Genomic DNA, 13,324 nt, shown 5'->3' with positions numbered 1-13,324 from the left:
CAGGCAACGTTTGCCCGTTGAGGAGCGGCGTTTGGTGCGTGCTCTCGGCGTGCCGGCCGGAAGCCCTCGTACGGGACGTAGGTGGGGTTTCGGCCGGTGCGGCGAGTGGGGGTGCCCCCTGCTCGAGCGGAGTCGAGAGCGTGGGGGAGCGTGCCGGGCGTCGTGGCGGGGCGAACGTTGCCTGCCGCGGCACTAGCGAACGTGACCGAGATCGTCGACGCGCTCGGCGACGCACTCGGCACGGGGCGGACAGGCTGAGACACCGGGTGTCTCACGCCCCGAGTTTCGACACCATGGTGTTCAAAGTGGCGGCCAGGGCGTCGAGTTCCCGTTCCGATCGGCTGCCCGGCGTCGCCTGGCGGGTGAGTTCCTCGCCGGAGACGACCTCAAGGGCACCGGCGTAACGGTCGGACCCGAGTTCGCCGACGGGCACCACTTGGGCCCGGCCCTCCAGAACGACGAGGGTCCGCCCGGCGTCACGGGCTTCGAGCAACTCCCGCACATGCTCCCGCGTGACCGGCCCGGGCCCTTCGTCACCCTGTGTGGCCTGCGCGGACTCCTTGACACCGGCAAGAGGGTCGCCCTGCGCCGTTCCCGTTCCGCTCTGCGACGGGTAGCCTTCGGCAGCACTCGCCGTGCCCGGCAGGACCCGCTCCCGTGCCTGGCTCTCCCCACCGGAATGAGCCCCCGGCTCCTCGTCGCTCCGCGCCCGGGCATACCTGTCCGGCTCTTCCGCGGAAGGTGTCTGCTCGCTCATCGGTTCATCTCCTCACATTCGTCGGAAGGCAGTGACAACGCCACCTCGCCCAGGTGCGCGTGCGGCCCTCCGGAAGGCGCGTGCGCAAGGCTCCAGGAGTACCCGGACCCCGCGGCCCCATCCGTCGGCGGGTCGTCAAGGGCGAGAGGAGCGGGTGAATGAGTACAGTCGGGCCCAAGACGGCGCCTGCGTTGGCGGGAGCCCTGGCAGGAGTCTTTGGCACGATGCCGGCCGCCGTGGCCGCCGACACCACCCGGGGCGTACGGGCGGACATTCGCGCCGATGTGATCAGGACGGGGCGGTCGACGTCACCGGGGATTTCCGATGTCGCGGGCAAGGCGGCGTGGAACAGCGGGCGAGGTGCGATCTTCCTGCCCAACCTCGGTGACACGCATCGGCGTTGCAAGACCAGGACGCCGGACGGCGCGGGCTGTCCCGTGCCCGGCTCCAGGCCGGGACCGGGCCTGGCCGCCCAGCTCGACTGTCCCGCAACCTCGCCCGGGAAGCGGTCAAGGCACTGGCCGAGCGCGGGTCCTGGAGGTCCGGCGGGGCGACGGCACCTATGTGACCAGCCTGTGGCCGAGCCTGCTCCTGGAGGGACTCGGGGGTGCGGTGGAGCTGCTCCAAGGTGACCCGGTCGCCCTTCAGGACCTCATGGAAGTACGGCGGCTCCTCGAACCGATTGACTGCGGCCCTGCGGCCACCCGGATTCCGACGCCCATCTGGCCGAAGTGAAACGGCACTTGGAGGCCATGCCTGAGGCCCGCGACGACGTGGAGCAGCTCAACGTCCATGACGCCGCCTTCCACCGCGCCGTCGTCTCGGCCAGGGGCAACGAGACCCTCCTCACTCTCCTGGAAGGGATCTCCGGCCGCACCGTGGCCGAGCACGAAGCGATCTTCAACGCGCTGTCCACCCGGGATGCCGCCCTCAGCCAGGCCGCCGCACTGCTGCACGTGAGCAATACCGAGCGGTCGCTGAGGGAGCACCTGCGCTCGGTCGCGCCTCTCCCCGTCCGTACGACAGAGCGGAAGTGATGGGCGTGCGCTGCCTGCTCACTGGGTGTAGAAGGTGGCGTCGGCCCGGTCGGTCGTCGTACTGAGAGCCTGGACGTACAGCAGGTAGTTGTAGTGGCGGATGTAGCGGCCCGGGAGGTTGTACGACTCGTACGAGACCCCGGCGGAGTCCGCGAGGCCGGCCCGGGCGGTGAAGGAGGCGTCACCGGCGAACAGCGCCGTCCCGTCGTTCTTCTCGACCCACACCTCGTTGTTCTTGTGGCGCAGGAAGTAGCCGGGGAAGTTCGCCGACTCCAGGGAGACGGTGCCGCTGCCGGCGAGACCGGTGACCACACGGAACTGCGAGTCCGCCAGAGGCGAGACGTTCGCCTCGATCTTGGCGCGGTACTCCCAGTGCCGGATGAACCGGTCGGGGAAGTTGTACGAGGAGAGCCGGATCGGGGTGAGGCCGTCGGCGACCGGGATGCCGAAGTCAGGTGTGCCGTCGGCCTTCCAGTAGATCTTCTGGACGCGGGTGCGGCGGTTGGGGTCGTTGAGCGGGGAACCGCTGATGTCCTTGTAACTGCGGTCGTGGTAGACGAGGATGTCCGACTTGCCGTCCTCGGAGACCGTGAACTGGTTGTGCCCGGGACCGTACTGGCTGGTGGCGGCGAAGCTGGCGAAGACCGGGCCGGCGCTCTTGGCCCACGACGAGGCGCTGAGCAGGTCGGCCGAGGCGGACGCGGTCAGCATGCCCATGCAGTAGTTGGCGTCGGTGGCACTGGCCGAGAAGGTCATGAAGACCTTGCCGCCCCGCTGGATCACGGCCGGGCCCTCGTTGACCGTCTCCCCTCCGGCGGTCTCCCACGAGGCGGTCGGCCGGCTGATCATGACCGGTGTGCCAGTGATGGTCCACGGGCTGGACATCCGCGCCACGTAGATGTTGGTGCCGCGGCCGACGGCCGGGTCGCTCTGCGCCCAGGCGAGGTAGCGGGTGCCGTTGACGACGAAGGTCGTCGCGTCCAGGGAGAAAGTGTCCAGCGGCAGGGCGATACGGCCCTTCTCCGTCCAGGTGCCGGTGATCGGGTTCGCGTCCGTGCACTCCAGGACGTAGGGCCGGATCCGCCAGATGTCGTTGGCGGCGCCGGCGGCGAAGTAGATGTACCACTTGCCGTCGATGAAGTGGATCTCCGGTGCCCAGATGTGGGCGCCCATCTCACCGGTGGTGTGCTTGGTCCAGATGGTCGTCTCGGCGGCCGAGGTGAGCCCCTGGATCGTGGTGGCGCGGCGGAGCACGATGCGGTCGTACGCCGGGACGGTGGCGGTGAAGTAGTAGAAGCCGTCGGTGTGCTTGAAGATGTGCGGGTCGGCCCGCTGCTCGGCGATGGTGTTCGTGTACGTCACACCGGGGGAGGTGGGCACGGCGGCGTGGGCGGTACCGGTCGAGACGCCGGTGACGGTGGCGGCGGCCGAGCCGGCGATCATGCCGAGGACCGTTCGACGGGTGAGCGCAGGTCTCACGGAGTACTCCCTCTGTGCTGGTGGTGGTGCTGGTGCTGGTGGTGGTGCGGCAGACGCCTCTTCACGTCGGGTCGACATATCGAACATCGTTCGTAAGGTCGGCCAGAAGGTAAGTTCTGCAGCTCTCTCCGTCAACACTTGTCACACAAGTATCCGAAGCGTCTTCCCGCAGTCGAGAAGTGAGGCTCGCGCTGCTCCGTATCGGATGTGTTGACGCGCCCGGTTTGTCCCCGGCCCACTGGTGGCACCTGCGGAACGACAGAGATGTCGTGAGCGGCTCAGCCCGGAGGCGCTCACGGGTTCGGTCCCTCGTCGGCTCCAGGGAGACCCGTGTCTCTACCTCACCGTGGGCAGCGCCCGAGGGCGACCACTTGGAGCAACGCCCGTTCGACGGCGCCGACCACCAGATGGTTACCGTCTCCTGACGCCGCTGAACGAGACAGCCACTCGGCAGTACATCACTGGAAATGGGGGATGCCGGCGCTCTCGCGGAGGCGCCGGCCTCCCTGTCGGTGCGGGTCAGTTCGTCACGCGGAAGGTTGCGTCGCTGCGTCCTGTCGCGGTGGTGATCGGGTCGAGCCGCAGTTCGTAGGCGTAGTGGCGGATATAACGGTCGGGGTGGTTGTACGACTGGAAGGACGACCAGCTCGCGTCGGCGAGCCCCGCGACCTGCCGGAAGGTGGCGTCCGCGGCGAACTGGGCGGTGCCGTCGTTGCGGACCAGTTGGAAGTCGTATCCGGAGTGCCGCAGGAAGTAGCCGCGGTAGTTCACTGATTCGAAGGAGACGGTGCCGGAGCCCGCCAGGCCGGGCCGCAGCCGGAACTTGGCGTCGTCGCCAGTGACGTTCTGGTCGATGCGTACGTCGAAGTTGGCGTGCCGCACGTACCGGTCCTGGAAGTTGTACGACTGGAGCCGCTGGGCGGGGATGTCGCTCCAGCGTGCGAGCACACGGGACTCCTCGGCGGCTGTGAGGTTCAGGATCGAGCCGTGGCGCTTCTTCGTGACGCCCATGGAGTAGGTTCCCGACGCCGGAATCCGGTAGGTGCCGGGGGCGGAGGGGTTGGTCGTCGTGACCGGCATGTACCCGCGTCCGGAGGAGTACTGGTCGAGGTAGAGCGCCCACTCGTTGCGGTCGCGGAACTTCATCCACATCGGGCCCTCGACCTGGGCACCGGTCAGGCCGATGCCGGAGAGGTTGCCGAGACTGGTCCAGGTTCCGAGGATCGAGTTGCTGCCTTCGAGGGTGATCTGCCCGTCGCCGGAGGCCCGCACGTAGCGGTAGTTGCCGACGCCGGAGGGCATCTCGACAATCTGGGTGTCGATGATTTCCTGCATGCCGGGGCGGTCGATGTAGAGCTGCGGGGTGGTGATGGAACGGAAGTCTCCGGTGTGGGCGTAGTAGATGCGGTGCTTCTTTACGCCGTCGACCGGCTTGTTCGTCGCCCAGTACAGGACGTAGTCGTTGGAGGCCGGGTCCCAGATCGCTTCCGGCGCCCAGGCGTTGCGTCCGTCGGGGATCGCGCCGGCGACGTTGAGCAGCCACGGTTCCGACCAGTTGATCAGATCCGTCGACTCCCACACCACGAGGTTGCGGCTGCCGTTGTACACGGCGGCCTCCCAGTTCTGCCCGCAGCCGATGCACAGGTCGGTTGCGATGATCCAGTACTTGTCACCGTTCGGGGATCTCACCAGTGCGGGGTCGCGCACCCCCTTCGTGCCGACCGTGGAGCGAAGGGCAATTCCGCCGCCGTTGAGCTCCGTCCAGTTCTGGCCGTCCGTGCTGTACGAGAAGTAGATCTGCTGACCGTCCGACCCCTCCCCGATGAAGTGCGTCATCAGGTAGCCCGGGTCGGCGGCGGCCGCCCGGTCCGGTGTGATCAAGGCTTGGCCTGTGAAGAGAAGGCACGCGGCGAGCAGCATCGCCGACAGCCGGGCGCGAAGCGCGGACATGTATGTCTCCTGTCGTTCTGCAAAGGGCCACCACCGGGCGCGCGGAAGGGGCCGACTGGTTCCGGGTGACGCATGTCTCCCGTGTGCGGTGTGCTTCGCAGTGGTGACGGCATGTCACCTGAGTGGGGCGGTCGGGGCGCGGGGGCCGACCGAGCGGTTGTCGACGCGAGCGGGGTCTCGGTCTCCACTGCCGGGGAGGTGGAGCCTCCGTATCCGGCTCCCTGTCCACCGAGGTGAGTTGTCCGGACGGTCAAGCCGGCCCTGGGCTCCACCAGGCTGCCCGGCGACGGCACCGTCTACCGACTTTCACCAACACCGGCGATGGCTACTGCAAGTCAAGGGTGTGGGCAGCGGCAAGCTGCTGGAGGTCGCAGTAGACCGTGGAGATGCCCGCTTCCTCCACTGTCTGCCGTTCACGTTCGAGGTCCGGCCTCCCGGTGCAGGAGGGGCGGTCCCCGCAGCTTGGTCCGCTGTCGTGGGACTGCCCTCTTCCCGGCCGGACGTCTGCCTGTTACGGGAGCGTGGTCCACTTCTGGTTGTTCTGGCCGTTGCAGGGCCACAGGATGACCGGGGTCCCGTTGGCGGTCCCGGCCCCGTTGACGTCGAGGCACAGTCCGGCATCGACGTTGCGGATCGAACCGTCGGAACCGACGGTCCACTTCTGGTTGTTCTGGCCGTTGCAGGGCCGGATGACGACCGGCGTGCCGTTGGTGGTGCCCTGGTTGGAGGCGTCCAGGCACTTGTCGCCGTAGACGCGGATCTCGCCGCCGGCCCAGGTGGTCCACAGCTGGTTGGCGGCCGTGTGGCAGTCCCAGATCAGCGTCTTGGTCCCGGCCGCCGTGGCTGCACCGTCCACGTCCAGGCAGCGGCCGGACCCGGTACCGCGCAGGCGTGCGGTGGTGGAGGCCAGGGGGCTGCCACCGGTCACCTTGAACACGGCGACACCGTGCGCGGGGATGCTGGCCGAGATCTGCCCGGAGGTGGTCGACGTGCCGCCGGTCCACAGATCGGTGAGGGTGAACGAGCCACCGGACAGGCCGACTTGTGCGGCCGTGGTGGTGACGGTCGCGGTGTTGCCGCCTCGGTTGAACAGGCCGACCGCGACGGAGCCGTCGGACAGGGGCTTGGCGAAGACCTCGGTGTCGCCGTCGTCGCGGACTCGGCGTCCGCCCGCGCCCAGCGAGTCCTGGTTGACCGCGAGCAGGCGCGGGTTGCGCAGGATGGCGCTCACGTCGGCGGACATGGTGCGGATGTCGTTGCCGGCCATGAGCGGGGCACTCATGAGTGCCCACAGGGCGAAGTGGGAGCGGGACTCGGTCAGGGACAGGCCGGGGCGGCCGACGACCAGCATGTCGGGGTCGTTCCAGTGTCCGGGACCCGACTGCGCCGCGAGCGGGGCGGTGACGTCGAGGACGTTGCCGACGCCCATCGGGTAGCTGTTGGTGTTGTTGTTCTGCCAGATGTCGAGCAGGTCCTCCGTCGTCCGCCACAGGTCGGCGACCTCGCCCCAGTTGTACTTGTCGCCGGTTGGAGAGTGGAAGCTGTTGGGATTGATGCTGTAGACGATCGGGCGGCCGGTGGCGCGCAGGGCGTCACGCATGATGGTGAACTGTGCGATCTGCTCGCTGAGGGTGCCGCTGCCGGAGCACCAGTCGTACTTGAGGTAGTCCACGCCCCAGGAGGCGAACGTGGTGGCGTCCTGGGCCTCGTGGCCCTTGCTGCCCGTGGAGCCGGGGTAGGTGCCCACGCCCTGGGCGCACGTTTTCTCGTTGGGGGCCTGGTAGATGCCGAACTTCAGGCCCTTGCTGTGGATGTAGTCACCGAGCGCCTTCATGCCGCTGGGGAACTTGGTGGGGTTGGCCCGCAGGTTGCCGGACGCGTCACGCTGCGGGTCGAACCAGCAGTCGTCGACCACCACGTACCGGTATCCGGCGTCCCGCATGCCCGAGGACACCATCGCGTCGGCGGCCTCGCGGACCTGCGCCTCGGTGATCCCGCACCCGAAGCTGTTCCAGCTGTTCCACCCCAGCGGAGGGATGAGCGCGGGGCTGCCCGGTGCGGCCTCGGCGGTCGTACCGACGGAGGCGGTGATGGTGGCGGTGAGCGTCAGTGCGGTGGCCGTGAGCAGACGCAGCAGTCGTCTGTGTATGGGAACCATGGGAGGTCCTTCCGGGGAGGCAAAGCGGAAGCTGCTTTGCCTCCCTCAAGGGACAAGGTCACGAGTGTGGGTTCATGTGCGCGCGGGTCAGCGCTGAAGGGTGAGCAGGCCCGGCCGGTACGGCAGCTTCAGGTAGTCGGTGCCGTTCGAGTTGGGGTCCCTGCCCTGGTAGAGGAACTGCAGGTTGCAGGGGTCGATGGTCATGGTCTGGTCGGGGTTGTTGCGGACCAGGTCACCGTGGCTGATGTCGTTGGTCCAGGTGGCACCGCTGTTGGCCTTGCCCGCGAAGGGGCTGCTCTCGCTGCCGGCCTGGAGGGTCCACGGACCGTTCAGGCTGGAGGCGGTGAAGGAGCGGAAGTAGCGGCCTCCCGAGCCCTTCGCCTCAACGATCATGAGGTACTGGTTCTGGCCCTGGACCTTGTAGACCTCCGGCGCCTCGAACAGTTTGTCCTCCGTGTCGCTCATGACCGTCGTGTACGACGAGCCGAAGCTGCTCGGGAAGTTCCCGATCGGCATGGTCGACTTGAAGATGCTGCCCTTGTCGTTGGCGAAGAACAGGTACATGTTCTGGTCGTCTGCGATCATGGTCGGGTCGATCGGGCCGCCGACGGGGACGCTGCCGGTGAACAGCTCCTGCGGCGCGGACCAGCCGTTGGGGTTGGTGGGGTCGCTGGACGTGCGGTAGGTGAAGGGCCAGGCGGTGCCCCACCCGTTCGAGACCAGCACCCATATCTTCTTGGGCGCGAAGTAGAAGAGTTTGGGTGCCACCGCGGACCCGCTGATCCCGCTCTGGCCGGCCGAGGCCATGTCCGACCAGTTCGTGAAGGGCCGGAACGTCATCGCGCCCCACGACGATCCGTCAGAGCTGGTCGCGTAGACCAGGTGCTGGCCGTTGTACGTCACGGTGGTGAAGTCCTTGAGCGCCACCCAGCCGTTCGACGGCTGCGCCAGCGGACCGGTCGACGTCCAGCGGTATGCCGACGGAAGGGAACACGAGTTGGGCGTCCCGGACAGACCGGTCCACTTCTGGTTGCTGCCGCCGCTGCAGTTCCAGAGCTGCACCGCCGTGCCGTTGGCGGTACCGCCGCCGCTGACGTCCAGACAAAGCCCGGACTCCACGGCGACGATCGTGCCGTCGGCGTTCACCCGCCACTGCTGGTTCGTACCGCCGTTGCAGGACCAGATCACCGGCCGGGTACCGGCTGTGGTCGCGTGGCCCGGTACGTCCAGGCACTTGTTGCCGTACACGGTCAGCTGGTTGCTGTCCGTCAGCGTCCACCGCTGGTTGGTCCCGCCGTGGCAGTCCCAGATCTGCACGTTCGTGCCGTCGGTCTGGTTGGCGCCCGGCACATCGAGGCACCGGCCGGAACCGACGCCGCGCACGGTGCTCGTGGTGGCCGCCTGGGCGGGGTCGGCGACGAGTGTCGCCGCCGAAGCGAGCAGGGTCGCGAGCACCACAGACACGTGCCTGCGGCTGAAACTACGTCTGCGCAATGCGGGCCTCATTCCTTGAGTGAGCGTTTGCGGTTCTGCCCCGTCAGAGGCTGTCCGGACTGTCGAGGTGCTGCGCCGCGACCTCCTTTGTTCTCGATATCGAACGAGGGTCGAGAGGTCGAGCGCGGTGGAGGATGAAGACCGATCAGGAGGTGCTTCCTCGGCGGCCTAATTCCTCACGAGGCGCCATCGGTTGTCAGCGGTGCCGTCGTCCGAATCCTGGACCGCGAACGCGCCGGCAGCGGTGGAGTTGTTCGCGATGGCGAGCAACTTGCCGCTGTGCTCGTTGCGGATCTTGTAGGTCCCGTCTCCCTGGTCGAGCAGGGTCCAGCGGTGGTCTGCGGTGCCGTTGTCCGACCACTGCAGGACGGTCGCGCCGTCTGCCGTGGACATGTTCAAAACGCCGAGCACCTTGCCGCTGTGGGCGTTGCGGAAGCGGACCGTGTTTCCGTCGGCGATCATTTGCCAGTCGTGGTCGGCGGTGCCCGAGTCGTTCCACTGCAGAGCGCGGCCACCGTCGGCCGTGGACATGTTCTGGATGCCCAGCACCAGACCGCTGCCCACGTTGGCGAGCCGGACGGTGCCGCTGGTGTTCCAGTAGACGGTGTAGTTGTGGCCGTGCGCGTCGTGGAACGGGCCCAGGTTGACGGTGGAGCCGTTGGCGGTCGCGGTGAAGGCGAGCGAACTGCTGCTGGTCCGTGTGATCGAGGACGTGTTCAACGACGGGAGGGAACTGAGCCCGGAGTCACCGTAGTTGCCGGACAGGACCACGGGGCCGTAGGTGATCGCGGCGACGTTCGGGGTGTCGTTGGCCGCTCGCATGATGACCCGCATGGGCAGACGGACGGTGACCGTGTCGCCGGAGGTCCAGGAGCGGGTCAGGGTGGCGTAGCTGCCGGGGGTGGCGGTGATGTTCTGCCGCGTGCCGTTGACGCCGATCGTGGCCCCGGCGGTCCAGCTCGGGATGCGGATGCGCATCGCCCACGTGCCGCTGACGTTGCCGGTGACCTGCAGGGTCGTGGTGTCGCCGACGGGGTACGTCGTGGTCTGGGTGACCGTGATTCCGCGCTCCGACCAGTTGAGCACCGAGGGCACGAACAGGTTCACGATCAGCGTGTTGTCACTGCGGAAGTAGATGGAGTCCATCAGCCTGGTGTGCATCTCCAGGCCTGTGCCCTGGCAGCACCAGAAGGTGCCGTAGTCGGTGCTCCAGGTGCCGCCGCCCCACGCCGGACCCACACCGCGGCGGCCGCCCGGATTGAGGGGGGTGAAGTAGGTGACGTGGCCGTGGTCGTCGGCCGGGTTCTGCTGGCCGATCATCTGGTTGAGCCACGCCTGCTCGTAGTAGTCGAACAGCGCTACCCGGTTCGGGTCCAGCGCGAACAGCTCCCGGGTGAGGGTGAGCATGTTGAAGGTGTTGCAGCTTTCGCACGTGTCCTTGTTCAGGTAGCCGGCGATGGCGTTCGGGGCGCGGAAGTGCTCCGCCTGGCTGTTGCCGCCGATGGCGTAGGTGTGCGCGTTGACGGTGAAGTTCCAGGCGTTGGTGGCGATGTCCCGGTAGCGGGTGGTGCCGGTGGCCTTGTACTCCCGGGCGGCCCCGATCCACTTGGGCACCTGGGTGTTGGCGTGCAGTCCGCTGAGCTGGTCCTGGTTGGACGCCAGGGGGTCGAACACCGCGGCGTGGTCGAACCGCCGGGCGACGGTGAGCCACCGCGCGTCGCCTGTCTGCTGGTAGAGGTCGGTCAGCACGGTGTTCATGCCGCCGAACTCGGTCTGCAGCATGGCCTGCATCTGCTGGCTGCTCAGCCGGCCGGTGCGCCAGTCGACCCATCCGGCCAGGGCGAGCAGCACGTCACGGGCCTGTGTGCTGCCGATGTGGCGCCATACGTCCAGCAGGCCGGCGAGGGTCTTGTGGATGGTGTAGTACGGCACATTGCCGTTGCTCAGGGTCCGCTGTTCGAGAGCGGTGAAGTCGGACTCGGGGTAGCCGGAGAGGTACCCGGCGTTGAAACCAGCGGCGCTGTTGTTGGCCTGGCACTTGGCCAACTCGGCGACCATGTGGGTTGCCTTGTCCCGGCAGGTGGTGTCCCCCGTCACGGCGTACAGCTGTGCCCAGGCCGTGAGGAAGTGCCCTTGGACGTGGGTGCGGAAGGGGAAGTTCGGTGCGTCCCAGCCGCCGGTGGCGGCGGCGCCGTTGGTGGAGAGCCGGTGGTTGGCGCGGAAGTTGTACAGCAGCCGGTCGACATCGACGAACCGCAGATAGTTCTGCGTTCGGTTCTGGTTGTCCAGCCACCTGCTTGCGGTGAGCCGGACCTGGCCGAGTTCGAAGGGGTGCGCCAAGACCCCTGTGTCGGCCCTTGCGGGAGGAACGGCCGCCTGCGCGGGAGATGCGCCCATGAAGGATCCCGTGGCAGATGCGGCGACCGTGGCGCCGGCTACTTGCAGCAGGCGCCGTCTGCTGACGAAGGAAGACATCATGCACCTTTCGATGACGAGAGCGATTGCTTGGTCGTTGACGCCCGGCGAGACTTCCCCCTCCATCCCTCAGAGTCCCTGGCCGGTGACGCGATGGAAGGTCCATCCCGGTTGGAACTGCCGACGTCGCGGTACGGATCAGCGCGACACCGTCGGTCGTACTGCTTCCTTTGACGTCGAGCACCGTGCCGCTGTTGCGGTTGACCAGGACGAACTCGCCCCGGTCTGCGGGCGCAGCTGCCACTGCCGGCTCGTCCGGCCGCCGGCGGTCATCTGCACGACCGCCGCGCCGTCCGCCGTGTCGCGGCACTCGATGGGTGAGGGCGTTCCCCACCTCGGTCAGGTTGTCGGCCACCAGCGGGTCACGCCTTCAAGCGCAGGTAGCCGGGGCGTTCGGTCAACGACCAGTGGTCCGCGCGCGGCTGGCCGTTCCCCTCTCACTGTGGCCCCAGGAGTGATTTATGAGAACCGTCCCTTTTCGTAAGTCATTGCGTGGACGGGCGGTTTTCCCACGCGAAACACCGCCTGGATCTTGAGGGCGTCGAAGTCCGGTGTTCAGGAGGTGGGTTGGGGAAGGGCTCGCGCTTGGAAAGCGCGCGGTTCGGGGCATGGGGGGTGGGTTCCTTCCGGAGGCGGGACCGCTCCCGCATCGCGAATGGCCGATATTCCGAACATGGGTCGAAGTGCCGGACAGGGTCGGCGCCGAACGTAAAGGGTTTCCCGTAGAGGAGTCAACGTGTGTGACAGTGCGGCTTCTTCGACTATCCGGTAGGGGCGAATGCATCGAACGGTACTCGTCGGAAACGTTGACGGAACCACGGCCCGAACCTATCTTCTGCTCGAAGTTCCGCATGCTGTTCGTCAAGTCGAACAATTGCATCTCTCGTCCCGGCGATCGACTCAGCGGACTGGCCGAGCCCGGAGGAAGGGTTGAACAGAACCGTAAGAAATCTGCTCGCCCTGCTGGGCCCGCTGCTGCTGGTCCTGCTGGGCGGTGCCGTCTTCGTGGACACCGCTTCCACCGTCACCCCGCCGGCCGGGCAGGCCGCGCGGTACACGATGACCGCGTTCACCAGCAGCAGCGAGTCGAACCTGTACGTCTACGACTCGCCGGACGCCACCGGACTCAGCCTGCAGAAAGGCCCGCCTGCACCCCGCTGTCCGCGCTGATCCGGGACCTCAGCATCTTCAAGCACACCGACGGCTACTCCTACCTCACTCACACCACCAACTGGACGGGGAACACGATCGGTTGCGCCCGGAGCGCCGACTGGGTGAACTGGAAGTTCCTGCACAACTACACGATCCCGACCAGCGGACTGACCCGCACCTGGGCACCTGAGTGGTTCATCGACACCGACGGCAGCGTCGACGTCATTGTGTCCCTGACGGCGGCGAGCCCGCCCACTTCACCGCCTGCACGATCACGGCGCCTGCGCAGCGCTGACGACCTGGTCGGCGCCCACCCAGCTGTCCGGTACCGTCCCGAACTACATCGACACCTTCGTCGTCAAAATCGGTCCCGCCCACCACGCGTTCACCACGTCCCCGGCGTACGCGGCAGTGAGCTGGTCGATCTGCTCATAGCCGGTGCGCAGCAGGAAGGTGTTGAGGCGGCCGTAGGACTTGGCGCCCAGGATGAAGAAGTGCGGCTCGGGACTGCGCAGCGCCTCGATCCCGACGGACGGCTGGGCGAGACAGTCCCCGCCCGCGGAGCCGAGCAGGGCGGCGGAGAGGTTCATCGGGGCGCCGGTGGCGTAGCACTCGTGGACCTGCAACTGCCGGTAGAGGGAGGCGTCGCCGGTGTAGCCGGTCAGCGCCACGACGTGGTCGCAGACGATCTCCCGCGGGCCGCCCTTGGTAGCGAGAGCGGCGCGGACCCGGTCACCGTCGGGGCTCAGGACCTGGACGTGGGCGCCGGTGTGGACGGTGACGCGGTCGTTGGCGCCGTCGGCGAGGGCCCGGGAGGTGTCC

7 protein-coding genes and 2 pseudogenes are annotated in these 13,324 nt (G+C 67.6%); 2 read left to right on the top strand and 7 right to left on the bottom strand.

Annotation, left to right across the window (positions count from 1 at the left end):
* Positions 1-271: 271 nt before the first annotated feature.
* Entirely contained in the window at positions 272-757 is a 486-nt protein-coding gene (locus tag ABZ281_RS15595; RefSeq protein WP_356655770.1) for a hypothetical protein, read from the bottom strand.
* A 440-nt stretch (positions 758-1,197) separates the two neighbouring features.
* Here ABZ281_RS15595 and ABZ281_RS15590 point away from each other — a divergent pair.
* Positions 1,198-1,794: pseudogene (locus tag ABZ281_RS15590) on the top strand (FCD domain-containing protein); the annotation flags it as partial.
* 18 nt (positions 1,795-1,812) lie between these two features.
* Here the strand turns inward: ABZ281_RS15590 and ABZ281_RS15585 are convergent.
* The 5 genes from ABZ281_RS15585 to ABZ281_RS15565 form a co-directional block, all read right to left on the bottom strand.
* The gene (locus ABZ281_RS15585) at positions 1,813-3,237 is read right to left on the bottom strand and encodes a family 43 glycosylhydrolase (RefSeq protein ID WP_356655774.1); all 1,425 of its coding nucleotides are present in this window, start codon (positions 3,235-3,237) and stop codon (positions 1,813-1,815) included.
* A 555-nt stretch (positions 3,238-3,792) separates the two neighbouring features.
* Positions 3,793-5,223: a glycoside hydrolase family 43 protein gene (locus ABZ281_RS15580; protein WP_356655768.1), complete on the bottom strand. Its 1,431-nt coding sequence runs from the start codon at positions 5,221-5,223 to the stop codon at positions 3,793-3,795.
* Between the two features lie 511 nt (positions 5,224-5,734).
* Positions 5,735-7,381, bottom strand: coding sequence for an RICIN domain-containing protein (locus tag ABZ281_RS15575; RefSeq protein ID WP_356655766.1), 1,647 nt, complete (start codon positions 7,379-7,381; stop codon positions 5,735-5,737).
* Positions 7,382-7,468: 87 nt separating this feature from the next.
* On the bottom strand, positions 7,469-8,875 hold the full coding sequence (locus tag ABZ281_RS15570) for a non-reducing end alpha-L-arabinofuranosidase family hydrolase (protein WP_356655764.1): 1,407 nt from the start codon (positions 8,873-8,875) through the stop codon (positions 7,469-7,471).
* Between the two features lie 168 nt (positions 8,876-9,043).
* The gene (locus ABZ281_RS15565; protein ID WP_356655772.1) at positions 9,044-11,350 is read right to left on the bottom strand and encodes a beta-L-arabinofuranosidase domain-containing protein; all 2,307 of its coding nucleotides are present in this window, start codon (positions 11,348-11,350) and stop codon (positions 9,044-9,046) included.
* A gap of 930 nt (positions 11,351-12,280) precedes the next feature.
* Here ABZ281_RS15565 and ABZ281_RS15560 point away from each other — a divergent pair.
* Positions 12,281-12,520 (top strand): hypothetical protein, encoded by a 240-nt coding sequence (locus tag ABZ281_RS15560; RefSeq protein ID WP_356655763.1) that lies wholly within the window; start codon positions 12,281-12,283, stop codon positions 12,518-12,520.
* 320 nt (positions 12,521-12,840) lie between these two features.
* Here the strand turns inward: ABZ281_RS15560 and ABZ281_RS15555 are convergent.
* Positions 12,841-13,324, bottom strand: a pseudogene (locus ABZ281_RS15555) (hypothetical protein); the annotation flags it as partial.

This window comes from Streptomyces sp. NPDC006265, assembly GCF_040613555.1.
In the GTDB taxonomy this organism is placed as follows: Bacteria; Actinomycetota; Actinomycetes; order Streptomycetales; family Streptomycetaceae; genus Streptomyces.
The sequence above is the reverse complement of the archived record's forward strand: the minus strand, read 5'-3'. Positions and strand labels throughout refer to the sequence as shown.

What these genes read in the sequence shown, in the direction of transcription:
- ABZ281_RS15565 (WP_356655772.1), bottom strand. Translation starts at nt 11,350, where the DNA reads ATGTCTTCCTTCGTCAGCAGACGGCGCCTGCTGCAAGTAGCCGGCGCC.
- ABZ281_RS15585 (WP_356655774.1), bottom strand. Translation starts at nt 3,237, where the DNA reads ATGATCGCCGGCTCGGCCGCCGCCACCGTCACCGGCGTCTCGACCGGT.
- ABZ281_RS15575 (WP_356655766.1), bottom strand. Translation starts at nt 7,381, where the DNA reads ATGGTTCCCATACACAGACGACTGCTGCGTCTGCTCACGGCCACCGCA.
- ABZ281_RS15595 (WP_356655770.1), bottom strand. Translation starts at nt 757, where the DNA reads ATGAGCGAGCAGACACCTTCCGCGGAAGAGCCGGACAGGTATGCCCGG.
- ABZ281_RS15580 (WP_356655768.1), bottom strand. Translation starts at nt 5,223, where the DNA reads ATGTCCGCGCTTCGCGCCCGGCTGTCGGCGATGCTGCTCGCCGCGTGC.